Origin of the sequence: Nocardia paucivorans NBRC 100373, assembly GCF_000308675.1 — a bacterium.
Taxonomy (GTDB): domain Bacteria; phylum Actinomycetota; class Actinomycetes; order Mycobacteriales; family Mycobacteriaceae; genus Nocardia; species Nocardia paucivorans.
Genome location: NZ_BAGE01000035.1, coordinates 73,068 through 96,308 on the forward strand (window position 1 = coordinate 73,068; position 23,241 = coordinate 96,308).

20 protein-coding genes are annotated in these 23,241 nt (G+C 66.8%); 12 read left to right on the plus strand and 8 right to left on the minus strand.

Going from position 1 to position 23,241, the window contains the following annotated elements; genetic code table 11:
* Nucleotides 1–108 precede the first annotated feature (108 nt).
* A complete protein-coding gene (gene coaE / locus ON32_RS08605) occupies nucleotides 109–1,311 on the plus strand; it encodes a dephospho-CoA kinase (RefSeq protein ID WP_083874220.1) in 1,203 nt (400 codons plus the stop codon).
* Here the strand turns inward: coaE and ON32_RS08610 are convergent.
* Nucleotides 1,286–1,822: a ribonuclease FAU-1 family protein gene (locus ON32_RS08610; RefSeq protein ID WP_040790274.1), complete on the minus strand. Its 537-nt coding sequence runs from the start codon at nucleotides 1,820–1,822 to the stop codon at nucleotides 1,286–1,288. The two genes, coaE and ON32_RS08610, sit on opposite strands and share 26 nt — an antisense overlap.
* A 70-nt stretch (nucleotides 1,823–1,892) precedes the next feature.
* Here ON32_RS08610 and uvrB point away from each other — a divergent pair, with 70 nt between their 5' ends.
* The gene (gene uvrB, locus ON32_RS08615) at nucleotides 1,893–4,085 is read left to right on the plus strand and encodes an excinuclease ABC subunit UvrB (RefSeq protein ID WP_245550891.1); all 2,193 of its coding nucleotides are present in this window, start codon (nucleotides 1,893–1,895) and stop codon (nucleotides 4,083–4,085) included.
* A 168-nt stretch (nucleotides 4,086–4,253) separates the two neighbouring features.
* On the opposite strand, the gene ON32_RS08620 is transcribed toward uvrB, so the two are convergent.
* Complete coding sequence (locus ON32_RS08620; protein ID WP_040790275.1) at nucleotides 4,254–4,724, minus strand: VOC family protein; 471 nt, start codon at nucleotides 4,722–4,724, stop codon at nucleotides 4,254–4,256.
* Nucleotides 4,725–4,776: 52 nt separating this feature from the next.
* Here ON32_RS08620 and ON32_RS08625 point away from each other — a divergent pair, with 52 nt between their 5' ends.
* The 3 genes from ON32_RS08625 (at nucleotide 4,777) to ON32_RS08635 (ending at nucleotide 6,970) form a co-directional block, all read left to right on the plus strand.
* A complete protein-coding gene (locus tag ON32_RS08625) occupies nucleotides 4,777–5,667 on the plus strand; it encodes a helix-turn-helix transcriptional regulator (RefSeq protein WP_051133012.1) in 891 nt (296 codons plus the stop codon).
* A gap of 77 nt (nucleotides 5,668–5,744) precedes the next feature.
* Complete coding sequence (locus ON32_RS08630; protein ID WP_040790277.1) at nucleotides 5,745–6,152, plus strand: DoxX family protein; 408 nt, start codon at nucleotides 5,745–5,747, stop codon at nucleotides 6,150–6,152.
* A gap of 365 nt (nucleotides 6,153–6,517) precedes the next feature.
* Nucleotides 6,518–6,970, plus strand: a complete 453-nt coding sequence (locus ON32_RS08635) for a universal stress protein (RefSeq protein ID WP_040790279.1) — start codon at nucleotides 6,518–6,520, stop codon at nucleotides 6,968–6,970.
* A 104-nt stretch (nucleotides 6,971–7,074) separates the two neighbouring features.
* Here ON32_RS08635 and ON32_RS08640 read toward each other — a convergent pair whose 3' ends face one another.
* Nucleotides 7,075–9,378, minus strand: coding sequence for a HelD family protein (locus ON32_RS08640; protein WP_040790351.1), 2,304 nt, complete (start codon nucleotides 9,376–9,378; stop codon nucleotides 7,075–7,077).
* A 258-nt stretch (nucleotides 9,379–9,636) separates the two neighbouring features.
* Complete coding sequence (locus tag ON32_RS08645) at nucleotides 9,637–10,983, minus strand: diguanylate cyclase domain-containing protein (protein WP_040790281.1); 1,347 nt, start codon at nucleotides 10,981–10,983, stop codon at nucleotides 9,637–9,639.
* 208 nt (nucleotides 10,984–11,191) lie between these two features.
* On the opposite strand from ON32_RS08645, the gene ON32_RS08650 reads away from it, so the two are divergent.
* Together ON32_RS08650 and uvrA are read left to right on the plus strand one after the other, a co-directional pair.
* Nucleotides 11,192–12,400, plus strand: a complete 1,209-nt coding sequence (locus ON32_RS08650) for a beta-ketoacyl synthase N-terminal-like domain-containing protein (protein ID WP_245550892.1) — start codon at nucleotides 11,192–11,194, stop codon at nucleotides 12,398–12,400.
* 371 nt (nucleotides 12,401–12,771) lie between these two features.
* Nucleotides 12,772–15,801, plus strand: coding sequence for an excinuclease ABC subunit UvrA (uvrA, locus tag ON32_RS08655; protein WP_040790283.1), 3,030 nt, complete (start codon nucleotides 12,772–12,774; stop codon nucleotides 15,799–15,801).
* A gap of 168 nt (nucleotides 15,802–15,969) precedes the next feature.
* Here uvrA and ON32_RS08660 read toward each other — a convergent pair whose 3' ends face one another.
* Nucleotides 15,970–16,311, minus strand: a complete 342-nt coding sequence (locus tag ON32_RS08660; protein ID WP_040790284.1) for a DUF1844 domain-containing protein — start codon at nucleotides 16,309–16,311, stop codon at nucleotides 15,970–15,972.
* A gap of 73 nt (nucleotides 16,312–16,384) precedes the next feature.
* Entirely contained in the window at nucleotides 16,385–16,909 is a 525-nt protein-coding gene (locus ON32_RS08665) for a DinB family protein (RefSeq protein ID WP_040790286.1), read from the minus strand.
* Nucleotides 16,910–17,246: 337 nt separating this feature from the next.
* Here ON32_RS08665 and infC point away from each other — a divergent pair, with 337 nt between their 5' ends.
* The 4 genes from infC to ON32_RS08685 all read left to right on the plus strand — a co-directional run bounded on the left by infC (nucleotide 17,247) and on the right by ON32_RS08685 (nucleotide 19,574).
* A complete protein-coding gene (gene infC, locus ON32_RS08670; RefSeq protein ID WP_083874243.1) occupies nucleotides 17,247–17,930 on the plus strand; it encodes a translation initiation factor IF-3 in 684 nt (227 codons plus the stop codon).
* Nucleotides 17,931–18,043: 113 nt separating this feature from the next.
* Entirely contained in the window at nucleotides 18,044–18,238 is a 195-nt protein-coding gene (gene rpmI / locus ON32_RS08675; RefSeq protein ID WP_040790288.1) for a 50S ribosomal protein L35, read from the plus strand.
* Nucleotides 18,239–18,316: 78 nt separating this feature from the next.
* Nucleotides 18,317–18,697: a 50S ribosomal protein L20 gene (gene rplT / locus ON32_RS08680; protein ID WP_040790289.1), complete on the plus strand. Its 381-nt coding sequence runs from the start codon at nucleotides 18,317–18,319 to the stop codon at nucleotides 18,695–18,697.
* A 10-nt stretch (nucleotides 18,698–18,707) separates the two neighbouring features.
* The gene (locus tag ON32_RS08685; protein ID WP_051133013.1) at nucleotides 18,708–19,574 is read left to right on the plus strand and encodes a TrmH family RNA methyltransferase; all 867 of its coding nucleotides are present in this window, start codon (nucleotides 18,708–18,710) and stop codon (nucleotides 19,572–19,574) included.
* Nucleotides 19,575–19,595: 21 nt separating this feature from the next.
* On the opposite strand, the gene ON32_RS08690 is transcribed toward ON32_RS08685, so the two are convergent.
* Nucleotides 19,596–20,162: a TetR/AcrR family transcriptional regulator gene (locus ON32_RS08690; RefSeq protein ID WP_040790292.1), complete on the minus strand. Its 567-nt coding sequence runs from the start codon at nucleotides 20,160–20,162 to the stop codon at nucleotides 19,596–19,598.
* A gap of 92 nt (nucleotides 20,163–20,254) precedes the next feature.
* On the opposite strand from ON32_RS08690, the gene ON32_RS08695 reads away from it, so the two are divergent.
* Nucleotides 20,255–21,718: an MFS transporter gene (locus ON32_RS08695; RefSeq protein WP_040790353.1), complete on the plus strand. Its 1,464-nt coding sequence runs from the start codon at nucleotides 20,255–20,257 to the stop codon at nucleotides 21,716–21,718.
* Between the two features lie 96 nt (nucleotides 21,719–21,814).
* On the opposite strand, the gene ON32_RS08700 is transcribed toward ON32_RS08695, so the two are convergent.
* Entirely contained in the window at nucleotides 21,815–23,107 is a 1,293-nt protein-coding gene (locus ON32_RS08700) for a glycosyltransferase 87 family protein (protein ID WP_051133014.1), read from the minus strand.
* Nucleotides 23,108–23,241: the final 134 nt, after the last annotated feature.

The following is a 23,241-nucleotide window of genomic DNA, read 5'->3' on the forward strand; positions in this document are numbered from 1 at the left end:
TCGGAAAAGTTATTGGCACGTCCCTGCTGGTCCCTTCGCTCTTCTGATCCTTTCGCCCCTTTGATCCCTCCGCTCTATCGACGCGGCGGCGAATGCGAGACTGGGCGAATGTTACGAATCGGCCTCACCGGAGGTATGGGTGCGGGAAAATCCACGGTTGCGCGGGCGCTCGTCGACCGGGGAGCGGTGCTCATCGACTCCGATGTCATAGCCCGGGAAGTGGTCGCCCCCGGCACCGAGGGACTTGCCGCACTGGTGGATGCCTTCGGTACGGATATTCTGGCCCCGGACGGCAGCCTCGATCGTCCGAAGCTCGCTGCCAAAGCGTTCGCCGACGACGAGTCCCGCGCCCGACTCAACGGGATAACCCACCCCCTGGTGGGCAAGCGCACCGCGGAGCTGCTAGCCGCCGCGGCCCCCGACGCGATCGTGGTGCAGGACATCCCGCTGCTCGTGGAGAACGGACTGGCACCGTTCATGAACCTGGTCCTCGTCGTCGACGCCGCGGTCGAGACCCGTATCCGGCGGTTGGTCGAGTTCCGGAACGTGCCCGAGGCCGATGCCCGGGCCCGGATCGCCGCCCAGGCCACCGACGAGCAACGTCGGGCGGTCGCGGACGTGCTGCTGGACAACAATGGACCGGCCGAGCGGGTGGAAGAGACGGTACACCGACTGTGGGACGAGCGGTTGGTGCCGTTCGAGGCCAATATCCGCAGCGGAACTGCGGTCTGCCCAAAACTGCGGGTGGTGGAGCACGATGGCGAGTGGGCGGCGCAGGCGCAACGGTTGATCGCCCGACTGCGGGTGGCCTGCGGCGCAGCGGCGGTCGACATCGACCACATCGGTTCCACGGCGGTACCGGGGCTACCGGCCAGGGACATCATCGATATCCAGATCACCGTTACCGATATGGCTGCCGCCGACGGTCTGCGCGATGCCCTGACGGTCGCCGGTTTCCCGCTCCTGCCCGGCCACGACCGGGACACATCGGGCGCGGTGGACGACGATTCGACCGTCGCGCGGACCCCACGGTGGGCGAACCGGGTGCACGGTAGCGCGGACCCGGGCCGGCCGGCCCAGGTGTATCTACGGTCGGTCGACGATCCCGAACGGATGGCCGCACCGGCCTTCCGCGACCTGCTACGCACCGACCGGGCCGTCCGCGACGAATACGCCGCGGTGAAACGGGAAGGCACGGCCGCGGCGGCCGGACTCACCGGGGACGTGGCGACGGCGGCATATCAGGCGGTGAAGCAGGCCTGGTTCGACACGGTGTATCCGCGGGTCACGGCGCGTCCTGACGCCAGGTGAGCGGCATGCCCAGGGATGCGGTCCAGCGTTGGAGGTCGTGGCCGTGGGCGGCGAGACCATCGATGGCGGTGGTGGCGGTGACAATGGCGCGTTCGGCGGTAGCGGCATCGATGAGACCCGCGGTGTGCGCGGCGAGCAGTTCGTCGACGTCCAGTAGTTCGGTGCCGCGACCGGTGCGGACCACCAGGTCGAGGTAATGGTCCTCCGAACGCCACCGGTGCGGTTCGATCGGGCCGAAGTCGCCGATATCGAGGTAGTAGTCCTGGTCGCGGCGGTGGGCGGGGCGGAAGTGGAATATGGTGGCGCGCAACGACAGCTCGGGTAGCAGCCACGATTCCAGGTAGTGGAATTCCGGGTGATCGGCGCTACGCGCCATGTACAGGCCCCACGGCTCGAGGTGATACTGCTCGACCTCGCGGACGAAACCCTTGGGATCGATATTGGTCAGCTCCGAGACATTGAAGTACTCGACCTTGGGCCGGTGGACGTCCACCAATGGTGCCTGCGACATATCTGCCGAATCTACCGTCGGCGGCCGGACGGGCGGCAATGTGTCGGTGGCCGGGCCTAGTCTGATGGGTATGGCATTCGCAACCGAACTCCGCGCCTCGGGCACGACCGGAGGCGAGACGGACGGCGAGACCCCCCTGGCCCGCTCGGAGTTCCGGCCGGTCGGCGAGATCGAACGCGCCGACGGCAGGTTCGAGGTGGTCAGCCCGTATCAACCCGCTGGTGACCAGCCGGCAGCCATCGATGAACTGGAACGGCGGCTGAAGGCGGGCGAACCGGATGTGGTGTTGCTGGGCGCGACCGGCACCGGTAAATCGGCGACCACCGCCTGGCTCATCGAACGGGTGCAGCGGCCCACCCTGGTGATGGCGCCGAACAAGACCCTCGCCGCCCAGCTGGCCAACGAGCTGCGGGAGATGCTGCCGCACAATGCGGTGGAGTACTTCGTCTCCTATTACGACTACTACCAGCCCGAGGCGTATATCGCGCAGACCGATACCTATATCGAGAAGGACAGCTCGATCAACGACGATGTGGAGCGCCTGCGCCATTCGGCCACCTCCAGTCTGCTGTCGCGGCGGGATGTGGTGGTGGTCGCGTCGGTGTCGTGTATCTACGGTCTGGGCACCCCCCAGTCGTATCTGGATCGCTCCATTCGTCTCGAGGTGGGCACCGAGGTCGATCGCGACGCGCTACTGCGGCTGTTGGTCGACGTTCAATACACCCGCAACGACATGTCCTTCACCCGGGGCTCGTTCCGGGTGCGTGGCGATACCGTCGAGATCATCCCCTCCTACGAGGAGCTGGCGGTGCGGATCGAGTTCTTCGGCGACGAGATCGAGGCGCTCTACTATCTGCATCCGCTCACCGGTGACGTGGTGCGCAAGGTCGATACCCTGCGGATCTTCCCGGCCACCCACTATGTGGCCGGTCCGGAGCGGATGGAACGAGCGATCCGCGATATCGAGGCCGAACTCGACGAGCGGTTGGCGGAGCTGGAACGACAGGGCAAACTGCTGGAGGCGCAGCGGCTGCGGATGCGCACCCAGTACGACCTGGAGATGATCCGTCAGGTCGGCTTCTGCTCGGGTATCGAGAACTATTCGCGGCATATCGACGGCCGTCCCGCCGGATCGGCGCCCGCGACCCTGCTGGACTATTTCCCCGACGATTTCCTGCTGGTGATCGACGAATCGCATGTCACCGTGCCGCAGATCGGCGGTATGTACGAAGGCGATATGTCGCGTAAGCGCAATCTGGTCGAATACGGTTTCCGCCTCCCTTCGGCAATGGACAACCGTCCCCTGACCTGGGAGGAGTTCGCCGAACGGATCGGACAGGTGGTGTATCTGTCGGCCACCCCCGGCCCCTACGAGTTGGGCCGCACCGGCGGTGAGGTGGTGGAGCAGGTCATCCGGCCGACCGGGTTGGTCGACCCGAAGGTGGTGGTCAAACCGACCAAGGGGCAGATCGACGATCTGCTGCACGAAATCCGGCTGCGCACCGAACGCGACGAGCGGGTCCTGGTGACCACCCTGACCAAGAAGATGGCCGAGGACCTCACCGACTATCTGCTCGGCCTCGGGGTGCGGGTGCGCTATCTGCACTCCGAGATCGATACCCTGCGCCGGGTGGAGTTGCTGCGCCAACTGCGGTTGGGCGAATACGACGTCCTCATCGGTATCAACCTGCTGCGAGAGGGTCTGGACCTACCCGAGGTATCGCTGGTAGCGATCCTGGACGCCGACAAGGAGGGATTCCTGCGCAGCAGCACCAGCCTGATCCAGACCATCGGCCGCGCCGCCCGCAATGTCTCGGGCGAGGTGCACATGTACGCCGACAAGATCACCGATTCCATGCGTTTCGCCATCGACGAGACCGAACGCCGGCGGGCCAAACAGATCGCCTACAACGAAGAGATGGGGATCGATCCACAGCCGCTGCGCAAACGGATCGCCGATATCCTCGACCAGGTCTATCAGGAGGCCGACGACGAGGTGGCCGTCGGCGGATCGGGCCGCAATGCCAGTCGGGGCAGGCGGGCTCAGGGCGAACCCGGCCGCGCGGTGAGCGCCGGGATCGTCGAGGGGCGGGACGTATCGTCCATGCCTCGCGCCGAATTGGCGGATCTGGTGCAGCAACTCACCGATCAGATGATGAACGCCGCCCGGGAACTGCAATTCGAACTCGCGGCGCGGCTGCGGGACGAGATCGCGGACCTGAAGAAGGAACTCCGCGGTATGGACGCCGCCGGGCTGAGCTGAGCCCCCGGGAGCGAGGTCGAGGTGGCGGGGCCTTCCGGACGGAGCGCGGTTTCCGGGGTCCGGTTGCGGGGCGGACACACGGACGGTCTGGTCGATGCTCGGCCTCGGCGGCCCGGCCGCCGCCGTGCCGGAACACTCGGGACGGTCGCCGGCCGGGACACGGTCCGATCAGGACTGGGCGGCCAGCCACTCGTTCACTCGGCGTTCGGCCTCCTCCCGGGAGACGTTCTCGACGCGGGTCAGCACCACCCAGCGATGCCCGAACGGGTCCATGACCACGCCGTAACGGTCACCGGTGACGAAGGTTTGCGCTTCCTCGACCGAGCGCGCCCCGTGCTCGACCGCCCGTGCGAGTACGGCGTCGACATCGGGGCAGTAGTGCACGATCGAGGTGTGCACCCATTCACCGTTGGGTGCGAGTATCCCGGTCTCGGGGATCGGGATCCCCACCTGAACGGTCGAGTCACCGATTTTCAGTTCCGCGTGCACGGGTTGTCCGTCGGGGCCATCGTTGCGGGACAGGACTTGCGCGCCGAAGACGGCGGAGTAGAAATCGAGTGCCTTGTCGGCGTCGCCGACCGCGAGGAAACAGGTGATGGAATGGTAGTCCTCGGGGATGGGATTCACGGTATCGCTCATGCGGACAACTCTGCTCGTGGCCCGCGCCCAGGTCTTGTAAGAAAGCGACACCATGTCCGCACCCGGTGACCCGACGGTGTCGCCGCCCGCGACGCCGATTCCCCACGACCGCAAGGGCATTCTGCACCCCTACGAACAGGGTAGATACCGCACGCTGCACCGTCTGCCCGCCGGCCCGGCGGCGGCCGACCACGTCGAGTGGTACTGGGCGGTGCGGTGGGATCTGCGTGGTCGGCCGCCCTATTTCGCCGAGGTGCTGCCGTACCCGTGTGTCCATGTCACTTTCGAACGCACCGAAACCCGTTCCGGGGGTTTCGTGAACGGTGTCTGCACCAGGAAATTCGTCCGGGAACTACGCGGGCGCGGTGAGACGTTCGGGGTGCGATTCCGACCGGGTGGTTTCGGCGCGTTCACCGGCCTGGATGTGGGTGCCTTCCGGGACAGCGCGGTCGCGCTCGATGAGGTTCTGCCCGATACCGGTGACCTGACCGAGCGGGTGCTGGCCGAACCCACCGATACCGGGCGTCGGCGGATCGTCGAGGAATTCCTGTCGTCCCGCCCGGTGCCCGTCGACCCAGCCTATCGGCTCGTGCTGGATATCGTCTCGAGCATGGCGGACGATCGGCGATTGACCCGGGTGGACCAGGTCACGGCTGCGTTCGGGGTGTCGCCACGGACCCTGCAACGGCTGTTCCGCCGCTATATCGGGGCCGGGCCGAAATGGGTGCTGCGCCGGTACCGGCTTCAGGACGGCGCCGATCTGCTCGCCCATGGCCGGGTAGACGACCTCGCCGCCCTGGCGGCCGACCTGGGCTATTTCGATCAGGCGCATTTCACCAAGGAGTTCACCGCCGAGATAGGAATGGCGCCGGGGGAATATGCCAAGACCTCGTCACGCTCACGCGACGAAGTGATATCGAAAGTCATACCGGCGCCTCGATAGTGGCCGTTCGGCGAATGCGACGTGCGAGCGTTGGGGTGGGCGGGGCTGGTCCCACGACGGCGATGAAGGAGCGGGGCATGGATCTCGTGGTGTTGATCGGTCGCGTGTTGTTCGTGATTTTGTTCCTCGGTTCGGCTTTCGGCCATTTCACCCAGACCAAGGAGATGGCCGGATATGCGCAGAGCAAGGGTGTGCCCATGCCCGAGCCGGCCGTCCTGGCATCGGGTGTCCTGATGCTCCTGGGCGGGTTGAGCGTTCTTCTCGGCGTCTGGGCCGATCTCGGTGCATTGTTGCTGGTGATCATGCTGATCCCCACGGCGGTGATCATGCACCGGTTCTGGGACGAGACCGATACCGAGACCGCCCGGGTCGAGATGATCCAGTTCAACAAGGACATCGCACTGGCCGGCGCGGCATTGATGCTGTCCGCTTTCTTCGCGCATACCGAGGATCTGGGTTTGACGATAACCGGTCCGCTTTTCTGATGTGACCCCCGAGGCGGCGAAAGGGAAATATTCGGCATACTCGTGCGGGAAAATCTCCCGCTCGTTGTGGCCGAGGGGCGTGTGATGAATATCCCAGGGCCCCAACGTTGTTCGTCACGGTTGTGGTGTTTCACGCCGAAATTGTGCCGATCGATGAATCGATGCAGGTAGGGCAGGCCCTGTCGGGGTACGTGCAGAGAAGGTGGCGTATGCGTGCGGGGAACACGTTGGTGTGATGTATTACGAATCGAAATGATTCACGGTCGGATGCCGCTATGGTCTACGCAGTCGCTGTGCTGCCGTATGCCCGCCCGTGGCGTGCCTGCGGCACGGGCGCGTTTATACCCTGCACAATTGGAGGAGAAATGACCGCCTACCGGACCATTGTCGTCGGTACCGACGGCTCGGATTCGTCGTATGTCGCCGTGGACAAGGCCGCCGCACTGGCCGGCAGCGCGGGCTCGACACTGATCGTCGCCTGCGCTTACTACCCGACCGACGAACGTGAGGTCGCCGCGGCGGCGGATGTGCTCAAGGACGAGGCCTACCAGGTTCGCGGTTCGGCGCCCACCAATGAGATCCTGCGCACCGCGCGGGACCGGGCGGTGGCCGCGGGAGCCAAGGAGATCGTCGAACGCGGCATTGTCGGCGAACCGGTCGAATCGCTGTTGAAGCTGGTGAAGGAGACCCAGGCCGATCTACTGGTGGTCGGCAACCGGGGCCTGAACACCCTCGCCGGCCGGTTGCTCGGTTCGGTGCCTTCGGATGTCGCGCGCAAGTCCCCGACCGACGTGCTGATCGTGCACACCGTCCGCTGACGCGGAAACCACGCCCAACCGATACGGTCGCGAACGCCCGCCGCCTGCACAGGTGGCGGGCGTTCACATCGAGGGAGCCATGACGGAACCGTCGGTGTGGTGACTCAGTGCGCCAGGGCGCGCAGGACTTCCGGGAGATCACCGGTGTGAACCACGGTGAGTCGCTGGGTGGCCCGGGTGAGCGCGACATAGAGATCGTTGAGGCCACGCGGGGATTCCACGACGATATCCCGTGGTTCCACCAGACAGACCGCGTCGAATTCCAGGCCCTTCACCTCGGATACCGTCAGCACCCGCACCGATTCCCCACCGTATGCGGACAACTCACCGATCAGGGCGTGCGGTGCGATCACCGCGGTGGTGCCGGGGCCGTGTTCTTCGGCGAGCACCGCCGCCACCGCGGTGGCGCGCTCCGATTCGGTCACCCGGCGGGCGCTCGGTCGGTGCCCGGAGGCACGCACCGAACGCGGAACTCGGGCCGACGGGTCGATGGCGGTGAGCACATCGGCGGCCACGGCCATGATCTCGGCCGGGGTGCGGTAGTTGACGGTGAGTTCGGTGAGTTTCCAGCGTTTGGCCACATAGGGTTCCAGCATCTGCTGCCACGACGAGGCCCCGGCCGGATCGCCGGTCTGGGCGATATCGCCCACCACGGTGATCCACCGGTTCGGGATGCGGCGCATCACCATCCGCCAGGCCATTTCCGACAGTTCCTGCGCCTCGTCGACAATGACGTGGCCGTAGGTCCAGGTGCGATCACCGGCCGCGCGTTCGGCGGTGCTCTGCCGGGCCCGAACCTGCTGTCGCTGCGCCAACTGGCTCGCATCGATCAGGTCGTAGGCCATGAGGATCTCCGGGTCCAGTTCGTCCTCCAGATCCTGGGGGGCAGAACCGGTGAGGATGTCCAGGGCGTCCTGGGCCTCGGCGAGTTGGGCGCGCCAGCGGCGGCGGGCGCGTTCGCGTTCGGCGGTATCGTCCACGCCGAGCAGTTCGGCCAATTCGTCCAGCAGCGGGGCGTCGGCGGCGCTGAACTCGCCGGTGTTCGGGCGCAGCAGTTCGGCGCGGTCGGCCGGGTCGAGCATGGGCGCGGCGCGGTCGAGCCGCTCTCGGTCGGTGAACAGATCGGTGAGCACCTGTTGCGGTGTCAGGATCGGCCACAGCGTATCGATAGCGTGCTGGATACGCGAGTCGGCGCGCATATCGTCGGCGATCTCCGACAGGTCCTCGGCGCTGAGCAGACTGCGCCGTCCCCCCATCGGGTCGGCCCCCATGGTGTGGGCGAGCTGATCGGTGAGCGCATCGATCACCGCGGCGGCGAAGACCGGACGGGCCAGATTGTGGGGGCGGCGGGAGGACCGGGCCCGGCCGCGGGCCCGGGTCGCGGTCTTGCGGTCGATGGTGATCGGGTAGCCGTCGAAGGTGAGCTCGATGGGCTCGGTGGGCACCTGCTGGCGGTCCCGGACGGCGTTCTTGAGGATGTCGAGGACGGCCAGGCTTCCTTTGATCTCCCCGGCCCGCAACGAGTCCTCGCGAGTGGCCTTCACCCCGGGGTAGAGGTCGCCGATGGTGGACAGCAGCACCCCGGTTTCACCGAGCGAGGGGAGCACCTGACCGATGTAGTCGAGGAAGGTGGCATTGGGTCCGATGATCAGCACGCCGCTCTTGGCCAGCTGTCGCCGATGGGTGTAGAGCAGGTATGCGGCGCGGTGCAGGGCCACCGCCGTCTTCCCGGTGCCCGGACCACCCTGCACCACCAGCACACTCTTGTGCTCGGCGCGGATGATCGCGTCCTGTTCGCTCTGGATGGTCTCGACGATGTCGTGCATATGGCCGGTGCGGGCCGCATTGAGCGCCGCCAACAGCGCGCTCTCACCGCCCACCCCGCTGTCGGTGGTGATCGCGCCGGCCCGTTCGGCCGCATCGAGGTCGAGATATTCGTCGTGAACCGCGGTGACCCGGCGATTGCGGGACCGGATGTGGCGGCGGCGCACCACCCCGTCGGGGGCGGCGGTGGTGGCCAGGTAGAACGGACGGGCCATCGGGGCGCGCCAATCCAGCAGGAGCGGTTCGTAGTCGTTCTGCTCGTCGAGGATGCCGAGCCGGCCGATGTAGCGACGCTCCGCTTCGCCATCGCCGGATGATTCGTCACCCGCGTCCATATCGATGCGGCCGAAGCACAGACCGTGCTCGGCGGCATCGTATTTTGCCAGGTCCTCGGTGTAGAGCTGGGTGAACGATTCGCGTTCGCTGCGGGCCTGCGGGGTGCCGCCGGTTTCCAGCAGCACGGTGCGCAACCGGTTCTCGGCGTAGGCGCGCATATCGTCGAGGCGGCCGTAGAGGCCCGTCAGGTACTCCTGTTCCTGCGCGATGTCTTCCTGCGCGATGTCTCGGTCCTCGTCGTTCGCCACCACCTCGTCGGGACGAGCGGTGCCAGGGCGCTCCTGAGTGCGATGGTCGGGCAAAACTGGACTCCTTGTCACCCCGGGCGTACCTCGCCTCCGCCGCGGTCGTGCGCAGGTCGTCGTCGGGGGAGACGGTTGACTGCGCATGCCGGACGGACGGCTCATATGGCCGCGGCACTTGTGTGCACGGAATTGTCGAGTCTACTGCGAGTTCGGACGGCTCGCCGGTCCCGCCGGTCGCGGCGTGGGTTCGGCGTCGCCGACTCAACTCGCGTGTTCGTTGTCGGGGCGCCGGTCGGGGACCGTGTTGGTGTTGCGATGGGTCGGTGCCTTGTTCCGGTACATGGCGATATCGGCGTCGTGCAGCACCGCCTCCGGGGTGCGTCGGTCGTTCGGGGCCAGGGTCGTCACCCCGATGGAGGCGTTCACCGCGATTCGGTGCCCCCGTGCCACGATCGGTTCGGCCATCGTCGAGCGCAGCCGCCGGACCAGAGGCGTCAGATCCTCGTCGGCGGGGTTGCCGGACAGCAGGACCAGGAACTCGTCGCCGCCGAGCCGGCCCACCATATCCTCGGTGCGCAGCGCCCGCTGCAGCCGTTGCGCCACGATCTGCAACACCGTGTCGCCGATGGCGTGGCCCATGGTGTCGTTGATCGACTTGAACCCGTCCAGGTCGACGAACAGCACGGTGGACACTTTCCGGCGCGCGCCGGCGTTGAGCGCGCCGGCCAGCTGGGACAAGATCAGCGACCGGTTCGCCAGCCCGGTCAGCGAATCATGGGTGGCCTGGTATTCGAGCTGTTCGCGGCTGGCCCGGTACTCGGTGATATCGCCGAACGAACATACCGCCGCCGATTCGGGATCGCCCGGGGTGAGCAGCCCGGACGACACCACCAGCCACCGGCGCTGCCCGTCGGGACGGGTGACGCCCAGAACGAAACCGCTGATCGTCTCGCCGGTCACGAAGGTTCGCGCCACCGGATGACGGGAACGCGACAGCGGTTGGCCGTTGGTGTCCTGCATGGGTATCGGTAGCCGGGTGATGTCCGCACCGACCAGCTCGTGCCGATTGTCGAAGCCGAGGATGCGGTGCGCGGCGGGATTCGCCGACAGAATGCGGCCGTCCCGATGGACCACCGCCACGCCTTCCTCCAGTTGCGATACCACCGCGGTGAAATGCTGTTCGGCGCGGCGCTGGGCCCGCTCGGCCGCGCGCTGCGCGGTGAGATCGTGAATGACGACCTGGTAGGCCAATCGGTCGTGCCAGGGGATGACCACCGAGATCGTCTCAACCGGCACTTCCCGCCCGTCCACGCCCACCAACGTCATCTCGGTGGGCGGTGAGGCGGTGCCCTCCTCGGCGACGGACAGCTCGGCGATGCGTTGGTTCATACCGGGAAGCGAATTCGGATGCACGAACTGCGCCACCTCGCGGCCGACGAGCTCGTCGGCGCTGCGTGCCCCCAGCATGCGCACCACGGCCGGATTGACGTAGACGATGATGCCGTGTTCGTGGACACACGCCCCGTTGGGGCTGTGTTCGACCAGCGAACGGTAGCGTTCCGCCAGCCGTTCCGCGGCGGCAGCCCGTTCGGCCGCATCATCCGTCACGCGAAACCTCCGATCATCCTTGACCCCCGACCGTCGGTTGATCGGGCTATTGAAACACGTTGGGGCCCGGCACGAAGTGTGCTCGACATCACCTGTGGGCGCGAGCGCCGAGCGCCCGATGTCACCTCACCGGACGAGAGTCGACTGTCATCCTGGAAAGCGTGACCCACGGAGTGGGATGGTGGGGAACGGATGAGGAGCTACGACCATGTCGGATCTCGGGCTCGTTGCCGATCGTATGTCCATCGAGCATATGTCCATCGCAGGTGTCGGCGCCGTCACCGGATATGGCTGGGGGCGGGAGAAACTCTGGTCGGGATTATCGGGTGGGAAATCCGCGGCCCGGATGGAACCGGGTTACGGCGCCGCCACCGCGTCCGGTTGGGTGGCGTTGGTTCCCGACGGCGGTGACCCCGAGGTGAGTTCCAGTCGCTATGGTCGCGCGGTGCACGCCGCGGCTGCCGAAGCCATCGACGATGCGCTGGGCCGGGGTTGGCGGCCGGGACGGACGGTCGGGCTGGTGCACGGCATCGTGCTCGGCGACGTCCGACACTGGCGGGATTTCTACCTCGAGGCCGAGGGCCATTACCGATCCCGCGAATTCTTGCGTTTGTTGCCCTCCACACCGGTGTCGGTGCTGATGCAGGAGTATGGCTTCACCGGTCCCGCCATGAACGTCTCGGCGGCATGCAGTTCGGCGAATGTCGCGTTGGTCACGGCGAAGCTGTGGCTGGCGGCCGGGATCGCCGACGATGTGGTGTGTGTGACGACCGATATGTCGGCCACTCCGGAACTACTCGGGCATTTCGTCCGGATGGGCGCCGCGGTCGACGATGTCGAGCCGCTGCAGGCGTGCCGACCGTTCCAGGAGGGCAGTCGCGGGTTCGGCATGGGGGAGGCGTCGGTGGGGTTCGTCCTCACCCGGCGCGTCGCGCGCTCGTACGCGGTGGTGCTCGGCGGCGCCATGACCAATGACGCGCACCATGTGGTGTCGGTACATCCCGACCACACGCAGATCGTCGAATGCGCGCAGCGCGCCCTCGTCGATGCCGGGGTGTCGGCCGAGCAGGTGCGCTATTTCAACGCGCACGGCACCGGAACCCGACAGTGCGATCGCGCCGAACGCGATCTACTGGCCCGTGTCTTCGCCGACCGCCCGGCGATCTACGCGGTCAAACCGCTGGTCGGGCACTGCCAGGCCGCGTCGGGAGGAGTGGAGATCGCGGCCACGGCATTGGGCTTCGAGCACGGAATGGTGCCCGCGGCACCGATCGTCGCCTCCGCGCATCCTCGGCTGATGGACGGGCCGACTGTGGCCGAGCCGGGAATCACGGCGAAACTGTCACTCGGGATGGGGGGAAACAATTCGATGGTCGTGCTCGCCCCGCCCCACGTGGCCGGTGACACTGCCCATTGACAGCGGGAATTGCCCTAGGCTGGAGGCGCAACCTTCCGGATGCCGTGCGGCCCCGGTCCGAGATCGTCGACCGGTGTTCACCGTGGCGGGGCTCGATGTGCTCCATGATCGGGGTGCTCCGTGGTCGGGACCGTAATCCGCCCCGGTCCCGCTGCCCGCCGAGGTCGTCGTCCGCCGGGCCGACGAAACTTGTCGGTGGCCCGGCCTAGCATCACCGGGGCGCCTCCCGCGACCCACTTCGACCCCGGTCGGGTGCCGGTGATCGGCCCGGCCCCCTCGCCGACCGCTGTGCCATCGATCGGGTCGACCGGTGCGAGCTCCGGGCAGGGCGCCGATGGCGATATATCGACGAACGAGAAGGGACCGACCTGGTGGCGGAACGCCTCACTGTGCGCGGAGCTCGGGAACACAACCTCAAAGGGGTCGACCTCGACCTACCCCGCGACAGTCTCATCGTGTTCACCGGGCTGTCCGGCTCCGGTAAGTCCAGCCTCGCCTTCGACACCATCTTCGCCGAGGGGCAGCGCCGCTATGTGGAATCGCTGTCGGCCTACGCCCGACAGTTCCTCGGCCAGATGGACAAGCCGGACGTCGATTTCATCGAGGGCCTGTCTCCGGCGGTCTCGATCGACCAGAAGTCGACCAACCGCAACCCGCGTTCCACGGTCGGCACCATCACCGAGGTCTCCGACTACCTGCGTCTGCTCTACGCCCGCGCCGGCACCCCGCACTGCCCGGTCTGTGGCGAGCACATCGCCAAGCAGACCCCGCAGCAGATCGTCGACCAGGTGCTGGCCCTGCCCGAAGGCACCCGATTCCAGGTGTTGGCGCCGGTGGTGCGCACCCGCAAGGGCGAGTTCGTGGACCTGTTCGAGCAGCTCAACGCGCAGGGGTATGCCCGCGTCCGGGTGGACGGGGTGGTGTATCCGCTCACCGATCCGCCCAAGCTGAAGAAACAGGAGAAACACGATGTGGAGGTGGTGATCGACCGCCTCGCCGTGAAGGCGAGCGCCAAACAGCGGCTCACCGACTCCATCGAAACCGCGCTGCGGTTGGCCGACGGCATCGTGGTGCTCGATTTCGTCGACCGCGACGAACACGCCCACGACCGGGAGCGCCGCTTCTCCGAGAAACTGGCCTGCCCCAACGGCCACCCCCTCGATATCGAGGATCTGGAACCACGCTCCTTCTCGTTCAACTCGCCCTATGGCGCCTGCCCCGACTGCACCGGTCTCGGTATCCGCAAGGAGGTCGACGTCGACCTGGTGGTGCCCGATCCGGAGCTGAGTCTGGCCGAGGGCGCCATCGCGCCGTGGTCGCGCGGGCAGAGCGCCGAATATTTCACCCGATTGCTGTCCGGCCTGGCCGACTCCATGGGATTCGATATGAACACCCCGTGGCGCGAGCTGCCGCCCCGGGTACGCAAAGCCGTATTGGAGGGCAGCTCCGATCAGGTGCACATCTCCTACACCAACCGCTACGGCCGCAAACGCTCCTACTACGCCGACTTCGAGGGCGTGATGCCGTTTTTGCAGCGTCGGTTGGACAGCACCGAGTCCGAGCAGATGAAGGAGCACTACGAGGGGTACATGCGGGATGTGCCGTGCCCGGTGTGCAACGGGGCCCGGTTGCGTCCGGAGATCCTGGCCGTCACTCTCGCCGCGGGCGACGAACGCAAATCCATCGCCGAGGTCAGCGATCTGTCCATCCGCGACTGCTCGAATTTCCTGAACGCGCTCACCCTCGGGGAACGGGAGGCCGCCATCGCCGGTCAGGTGCTCAAGGAAGTGCAGGCCCGGCTGGGCTTCCTACTCGATGTCGGCCTGGAGTACCTCACCCTGTCGCGGGCCGCGGCGACCCTGTCCGGTGGCGAGGCCCAGCGCATCCGACTCGCCACCCAGATCGGTTCCGGGCTGGTGGGCGTGCTGTACGTCCTGGACGAACCGTCGATCGGTCTGCACCAGCGGGACAACCGACGGCTCATCGACACGCTCACCCGCTTGAAGAATCTCGGCAACACTCTCATCGTGGTGGAACACGACGAGGACACCATCCGCGCCTCCGACTGGGTCGTCGATATCGGCCCCCTGGCCGGGGAACACGGCGGCCGGGTGGTGCACAGTGGCCCCTACCAGGAGCTGCTCACCGACCCGAACTCGCTGACCGGCGCATATCTGTCGGGTCGGGAGCGGATCGAGGTGCCGCGGCAGCGGCGGCCGGTCGACAAGAAGCGTCGGATCACCGTGGTCGGCGCCGCCCAGAACAATCTGCGCAATATCGACGTCGCGTTCCCGCTCGGCGTGCTGACCTCGGTCACCGGTGTCTCCGGATCCGGTAAGTCCACTCTCGTCAACGATATTCTGGCCACCGTGCTGGCCAACAAACTCAACGGCGCCCGCCAGGTCCCCGGCCGGCACACCCGGGTCAACGGCCTCGACCAGCTGGACAAACTGGTGCGGGTCGACCAGTCACCCATCGGCCGCACCCCCCGCTCCAATCCGGCCACCTACACCGGTGTGTTCGACAAGATCCGTTCCCTGTTCGCGGCCACCACCGAGGCCAAGGTGCGCGGCTATCAGCCGGGACGGTTCTCGTTCAACGTCAAGGGCGGTCGCTGCGAGGCGTGTTCCGGTGACGGCACCCTGAAGATCGAGATGAACTTCCTGCCCGATGTGTACGTCCCGTGCGAGGTGTGCCACGGCGCCCGCTACAACCGGGAAACCCTGGAAGTGCACTACAAGGGCAAGACCATCGCCGAGGTGTTGGACATGTCCATCGAGGAGGCCGCCGAGTTCTTCGAACCGGTCACCTCGATCCACCGCTACCTGAAGACCCTCGTGGGGGTCGGACTCGGCTACGTCCGGCTCGGCCAGAGCGCCACCACCCTGTCCGGTGGTGAGGCGCAGCGCGTGAAACTGGCGGCCGAACTGCAGAAACGCTCCACAGGACGGACCGTCTACATCCTGGACGAGCCCACCACCGGTCTGCACTTCGAGGACATCCGGAAACTGCTGAAGGTGATCAACGGCCTGGTCGACAAGGGCAATACGGTGATCGTCATCGAACACAACCTGGATGTCATCAAGACCTCCGACTGGGTGATCGATATGGGTCCCGAAGGAGGTTCCGGCGGTGGCACCGTGGTGGCGCAGGGCACGCCGGAGGAGGTTGCCGCGGTACCCGGTAGCTACACCGGCCAGTTCCTGAAAGAGGTTCTCGCCGCGTCCGCCGTAACCGCTCCGGCCCCGCGTGCCGAGGAGTCCGCGCCGAAGAAGTCCGTCCGGAAAGCGGCGGGCAAGGCCGCGGCGAAGTCGGCGGGTAACGGCTCGGACAAGGAGAAGAAGGCAACTGCCGAGCAGAAGGCCAAACGGCTTTCCCGTAAGGCGGCGGCACTGCGCTGAGCAGGCCGGTATGCGACCGCTCGCCGAGGTGACGGCGAGCGGTCGCATCGATCACCGGCCGCAGGATGGTCCCTTCGGTGCCGGTCGGCTTTCGTCACGAGGTGAGAGGCCGAAACACGGCGATCACACCATGGCGGTCGCGCGGTTCGGGTTCGGGAAGAGCTGCGGTCAGTAGACCGGGCCGGTGTACTTCTCGCCGGGCCCCTTGCCCGGTTCGTCCGGATGCGCCGACGCTTCCCGGAACGCGCGCTGCAATGACTGCAGACCCTCGCGCAGGGGACCGGCGTGCGGTCCCAGGTACTCCACGGAGGCGGTGATCAATCCGGCGAGTGCGGTGATCACTCGGCGTGCTTCGTCGAGATCGCGGGTGGCGCTGGTCTCCGGATCCTCGTCGGCCAGCCCCAGCTTCTCCGCGGCCGAACTCATCAGCATCACCGCCGCTCGGCTGATCACCTCCACCGCGGGAATATCGGCCAGTTCGCGCACGCTGCTGTCGGGCTGTTCGGTCATGAGCTACAAGGCTAGGTCCTGCCCGCGACGCCCTCGGCGGCGCGTCCGTCGTGACCGTCGGGTCGGAGCCGGCTCAGGCGGCGGTCGCGGCGCGCAGCAGCCGAAGTTGACCTATCTCCGCGATGTTCTTCATCAGCTCGCCGTTCACCCAGGCGGCCTGATGCGCGAGGGTCAACCCGGTATCGGCGGGCCAGGGGTAGGCCGAGGGCGCGTCCAGTTCGGTGTCCGTGCCGCGATCCAGAACGGCGCGCCAGGCGGTGTGGAGTTCGGTGAGGCGGGCCAGGGTGGCCGTCGTATCACCCGGCCAGAACACCGCCGTGCGGTCGGGCGGGGTCCGGCCCTCGGCATGGTCTATGGCGGCGCCCCACCACCAGATAATGTGCCAGGTGAGCCAACCGATGGTGGGGACGGGAACCGGATCGGGTTCGGTATCGGCCCAGTCCGGCCGCCATCGGCCGTCGTCGCCGCGGTGGACGGTCCAACAGGGCTCGGCCGGAGTCCAGTGCATATCGTCGTCGGCCAGCACGTCCAGATGCAGTCGCGCCAGTGACCAGGTGAAATCGAACTGCCAGTGCAGGAGATCACGTGGGGAACCCATGCGCGGCAGCCTGACAGGTCGAATCCCTTGCGGCAAAGGATTTTCCGGGTGGGTGATTCGGGAACCCGAGCGATTCGTCGTCGGCCTCGGGAGATGCTAGACTGACCGCTGACGACCGTCCCGGGTCCTGCCCGGGCAGACAAGTGGAGCCCGACTCCCACCGTTGCCGGTGAGCGATCACCTGGTCAAACGGTCCGGTCACCCGCCGTAGCGGTGGGTTGCTCGATCTTCGGATCGGGTGGCCCGACCACAGCGTCCGGGTGGATCGGTCGACTCGGGCCTCGCTTGCGATGAAATATCGCGGCGGGGTCTTTGTGTTGAACAAGGGGTTCATTTCCTGCGGTCGTCACCGACACCGCTAGACCTAGGAGGCCCCATCAGCACTGAGACCCGCATCAACGATCGCATCCGCGTTCCCGAAGTCCGGCTCATCGGACCAGGTGGTGAGCAGGTTGGGATCGTGCGTGTTGAAGATGCACTACGCGTCGCCCTCGAAGCCGACCTCGATCTGGTCGAGGTGGCCCCGGATGCCAGACCGCCGGTCTGCAAGATCATGGACTACGGCAAGTTCAAGTACGAGACCGCGCAGAAAGCGCGCGAGTCCCGGAAGAACCAGGTCCAGACCGTGATCAAGGAGCAGAAGCTCCGTCCCAAGATCGACGACCACGACTACGAGACCAAGAAACGCAATGTGGTGCGTTTCCTGGAGGCCGGTTCCAAGGTCAAGGTCACGATCATGTTCCGGGGGCGCGAACAGTCCCGGCCCGAACTCGGTTTCCGGCTGTTGCAGCGACTCGCCTCCGATGTCGCGGAATTGGGTTTCGTCGAGACCTCGGCCAAGCAGGACGGCCGGAACATGACGATGGTCCTCGCCCCCCACAAGGGCGCGAAGACCCGGGCCAAGGCTCAGCAGGATTCGGTCGCCCGACCGGAGTCCGGCGGTGCCCGCTCCGGTGCGCAGTCCGGTTCGTCCGGTGCCGCGCAATCCGGTGGTGCGCCGCGGCCGGGTCCGAGGCAGTAACGCGCCAACGCGCCAACGCGTCACCGCAGTACCGCGGGCCATCCGCGGATAACACCGATCAGAACATCCGGTCCGCCGCTGCGCGGGCACGAGACAGATTGAGGTACTCCTCCATGCCCAAGATGAAGAGCCACAGCGGCGCTTCGAAGCGATTCAAGGTGTCCGGTAAGGGCAAGTTGCGTCGGCAGCAGGCCAACCGTCGACACCTGTTCGAGCACAAGCCTTCCCGCCGGACTCGTCGTCTGGAGGGCACGGAGGCGGTCGCTGCCGCCGACGTTCGTCGTGTGAAGAAGCTGCTGGGTATCTGAGACGCCTTCCGGCTCGATACCTTCCCCAACGACCACTCCGGGCGCGTCGGCGCCCCCAAGATCGAACAGGACTGACCAGTGGCACGCGTCAAAAGGGCCGTCAACGCTCAGAAGAAGCGCCGTTCCATCCTCGAGGCCTCGAAGGGCTACCGTGGGCAGCGTTCCCGCCTCTACCGCAAGGCCAAGGAACAGCAGCTGCACTCGCTCAACTACGCCTACCGGGACCGTCGGGCGCGTAAGGGCGATTTCCGCAAGCTGTGGATCACCCGGATCAATGCCGCGGCCCGCGCCAACGACATCACCTACAACCGTTTCGTGCAGGGTCTGAAGGCCGCCGGCGTGGAGGTCGACCGCAAGAACCTCGCCGAACTCGCGGTCTCCGATCCGCAGGCGTTCGCCGGTCTCGTCGCCGTCGCCAAGGCCGCCCTGCCGGAGGACGTCAACGCCCCGGCCGCCTGATTCGGTGACGGTGTCGAACTCTCGTACGGCTCGACACGGGCAGCATTCGAAACGACCCGCGGAGGCGCTCTCCGAGCGCAATCCGCGGGTCGTTTCCGCTGTGAAGCTGCATCGCGGGGCGGCCCGCAAACGAGCCGGGCTGTTTCTCGCCGAGGGTGCGAACTCTGTCGCCGCGGCGCTGGAGACGGGTCGGGTCCGGGAACTGTTCTATTCCGTCGAGGGCGCGACCCGAGAACACGGGTTGATCGCGGGTGCCGCGGCCGCCGGTGTGCGCACGACCCTGGTCTCGGATCGGGCGGCGCAGGCATTGGGGGAGACCGTCACCCCACCTGGGCTCGTCGCGGTCTGTGAGCTCGTCGATGTCCCGGTGGAACGGATCCTTCCCGAGTCCGAGGGCGCGGGGGATGCGCCGCGCATCCTCGCCGTGCCCGTCGGTATCGCCGATCCCGGTAACGCGGGCGCGCTCATCCGGGTGGTCGACGCGGTCGGCGCGGACGCCGTGATACTGGCCGGTGACAGTGTCGACCCGCACAACGGCAAATGTGTGCGTTCCTGCGCGGGCAGCCTCTTCCACGTCCCGATTGCGCGTGCCCGCGATACCTTTACCGTGCTCGATGCCATTCGGGCCGCGGGTATCACTGTCGTGGCCACCGCTGCCGATGGCGAGGTCGATCTCGACGACGCCGAGGACCTGTTCACCAGGCCGGTCGCTTGGCTGTTCGGCAACGAGGCCCACGGGCTCGACCCGGAGGTGGCGGCCCGAGCCGATCATCGGGTGCGGATTCCCATCCGGGGTCGTGCCGAGAGCCTCAACCTGGCCACCGCGGCCGCCATATGTCTGTATGCGAATGCGAGGGTGCGTTTTCGGAATCGATGACCGGGTGGGTCGAGGCCTGGTTCAGTCGCCGTGTTCGTTCAGGTCCGCCAACAGTTCGCCGGCCCAGTCGGTGGGAATGGACTCGGGGCCGACGACCTGGAGTGCGGCCATGACCGTGAGCAACATGCCGGTCGCCATGAAACGTCGGGTATCGGAGACCGAGGCGCCGGTGAGTTCCCGAACCAGTCGGTAGATTCTCCCGTAGCGTTCGCGGATGACCGGGCCGATTTCCGGCACCCGCGCCGCGGCGAAACCGTGGAGGAGTAGCCGGAGCAGATCGCCTTCGGCCAGGAAGACCTCGTATGCGTGCCCGAGGGCGTCCAGCGGTTCCGCATCGCCGGCCGATTGCGAGGCTTCGGTGAAGACCTGCTCGATGCGATCGCACACCCGGCCGAGCGCGGCGAGGAACAGGGCCTGTTTGGAGCCGAAGAGCCGGATCACATATGGCTGGGAGACACCCGCCCGTCGGGCTATCTCATCGGTACGGGTGGCCGCGTAACCGGCTTCCGCGAATGCGGATATCGCTGCCGTCAGTACCTGCTCACCTCGTTCGCCCGCGGTCATCCGGGTCCTGCTCACCTCGGTCATCGTCCTCCTTCCAGCCGATCCCTTGACATGTTATCAGCCGATGCATACTTTCGACGATATTGGTTATCAGTCGATTACAACAAGGAGTGGATATGGCCGAGACGATTACCTCGACGCCCGTACCCCCGCTCGGCGCCCCCGTTCGGCCGTCTACGCTCGAGGCTCCGCCGACCCACACCGACGACCCCGGGCCGCGTAGACCACTCGCCGCCGTCCTCGCCGCGGTCGGCATCCCGATGTTCATGGTCACCCTCGACAATCTGGTGGTCACCACCGCCTTGCCGGTGATCCGCGCGGAGTTGAACGCTTCGCTCGGCGATCTGCAATGGTTCGTCAACGCCTATACGCTCTCGTTCGCCTCGCTACTGCTCACCGCGTCCACGCTCGGTGACCGCATGGGCCGTCGGCGAATCTTCACGGCCGGTATCGCGCTGTTCACGCTCGCCTCCGCGGCCTGCGCACTGGCCACCGACCCCACCATGCTGGTCGTCGCCCGCGCGATCCAGGGATTCGGCGCCGCCGCGGTGATGCCGCTCTCTCTGACCCTGCTCACGGACGCGGTCCCGCGGCGGTTGCGCAGCGCCGCCATCGGTATCTGGGGCGGTGTCTCCGGCCTCGGGGTCGCGCTCGGCCCGCTGCTCGGTGGGGCGGTGGTCGACGGACTGAGCTGGCAGTGGATCTTCTGGGTGAACGTTCCGATCGGACTGCTGGTGCTTCCACTGGTGGTGTGGGCCCTGCGGGATGTCCGAGGTGGCGGCCGGCAGTTGGATCCGCTCGGCCTGGTATCGGCGTCCGGGGGAGTGTTGGCCGTGGTGTGGGGGATCGTGCACGGTGCCGAGGACGGTTGGACCTCCCGCGGTGTGCTCACGGCTCTGATCGGCGGTGCCGTATTACTGGCCGCCCTGATCGGCTGGGAGTCGCGGACCGCCACGCCCATGCTGCCGATGCGGTTGTTCCGGATACGGGCCTTCGGTGTGGCCAATGTGGTGGCCTTCGCCTTCTCTGTCGGCGTATTCGGGTCGATCTTCCTGCTGGCCCAGTTCTTCCAGGTGGTGCAGGGCTACAGCCCATTCGAATCCGGGGTCCGCACCATGCCGTGGACCATGGCCCCCATGGTGGTCGCGCCATTGGCCGGTCTGGTGATCGACCGGGTGGGCGCCCGTGTTCTGTTGGTGAGCGGGCAGGTGCTGTTGGCGGTGGGGTTGGCCTGGATGGCCGCGATCACCACCACCGATATCGGCTACGGATCGTTCGTCGTTCCCATGCTGCTCGCCGGAACCGGTATGGGGCTCACCTTCGCGCCATTGGCGACCGTGGTGATGGCGAGTGCTCCCGAGGAGGACCGGTCCATTGCCTCGGGCACCAACAACACCGTCCGCGAGGTCGGGGTGGCCATGGGTATCGCGGTGCTGACCTCGGTGTTCGTCTCATACGGCGGCTACACCGATCCCCAGGGCTATGTGGAGGGTCTGGTCCCCGCCGTATGGGTGGGCGCGGCGATCGTCGCGACCGCCGCACTGGTCTCACTGCTCATACCGGGCCGACGTGCGGCCTAGCGATGGCGGTCGAACGGCGGCATCCCCCGAGCGGGGTGCCGTCGTTCGACCTGGGGCGGGGAGATCCCGGCACACGCGGCGACGATCTCGAGCGGACTATTGATCCCGGCTGCCGACCAGGGTGTCGCTGGGCTCGGGTGCGATACGGGGTTCCTCGGGGGCCGAGCGTCGGGCGGCGATGACCACGAAGACCACGAGCAGCAGACCGAACCAGACATAGGTATCGCCGATCACCTGTTGGATCGGTGTCCAGTCGAGCTCCCGGTTGTTCTCTCCGGGCAGATAACCGTGCGGGGCCGCGATGAACACCACGATTGTGAGCGTCGCCGCGATATACCAGCGCAGTCCGTCCCGCCCCGGTTGCCGGATCGCGTAACCGGTCATGGCCAGGATCGCGGGCGCCACCCATACCCAGTGATGCGACCAGGAGATCGGCGATACCAGCAGCGCGACGATCGCATTGACCGCGAGTGCGATCGACGGTGGTGTCCCGGGCCGACGCATGGCCACCACCGCGAGTGCGACCAATGCCGCGCTGAGCACCACCCACAGCGCGGTGGCCACGGGTCCGGTGATCTCCAGCCGGGTCAGGACGGCCTGGAACGACTGGTTGGTGTGGAAGGCCGAGCCGCTCAGACCGTCGACATTGCCGAAGCCGCCGAACCAGTACCGCACGGATTCGTCCGGCAACACCACGAACCCCACCAGAGTGGCCGCGGCCCCGCTCACCGTGGCGGTCACCGCCGCCCGGTAGTCGCGGCGGACGAGCAAGAACAATACGAATGCGGCCGGGGTCAGTTTGATCGCCGCGGCGATACCGATCAGCAGGCCACGCGGCCAGCGGGGGTTACGGGTCAGACAGTCGGCCGCGACCAGACCCATCAACAGCAGATTGACCTGGCCGAAGTCCAGGGTGGCGAAGACCGGCTCGAGCAACAACGCCGGTGGTGTGGCGGTGGCGCATACCAGGAGCGCGGTACGGGCCCGGCCGGTCTCCGGCCACAACTGTCGGGCCACCAGATACAGGGTGAGCGCCAGTGCCCCCACCGATGTCACCAGGTAGGCCACCATCGAGACCGTCCACGGGACCAGAGCGAACACCCCGAGCGCCAATGCCGCGAACGGCGGATAGATGAACGGCAGGCTGATGCCGATCCCGGTTTTCGGCAGTTCCCCGTACAGATCCCCGCCCGAACGCCATTCCTCGACACCCAGCCGGTAGACCTCGAGGTCGATGTAGTCGCCGCTGATCCTCTCGAACGGGCCGAGCGACATCCCCAGGCACACCGCGGTGACGGCCGCCGCCAACAGCGGTAACAGCCAGACCGCGAACTCGCGGACCCGGGACCCGGCCGGTGTCGTCGTCGTGGTGGTGGGGGCTCTCCTCATCACCGGGCGACTCTACCGGCTCCTCGCCGGCACGTCCCCGTCGTAGGCCCGGTGATATCCGAGTGAATTGCCGACAGCGCATCGAATACGATTCGACCAGCAACAATATGGGCAGGCGGACAACCCGGGTCCGC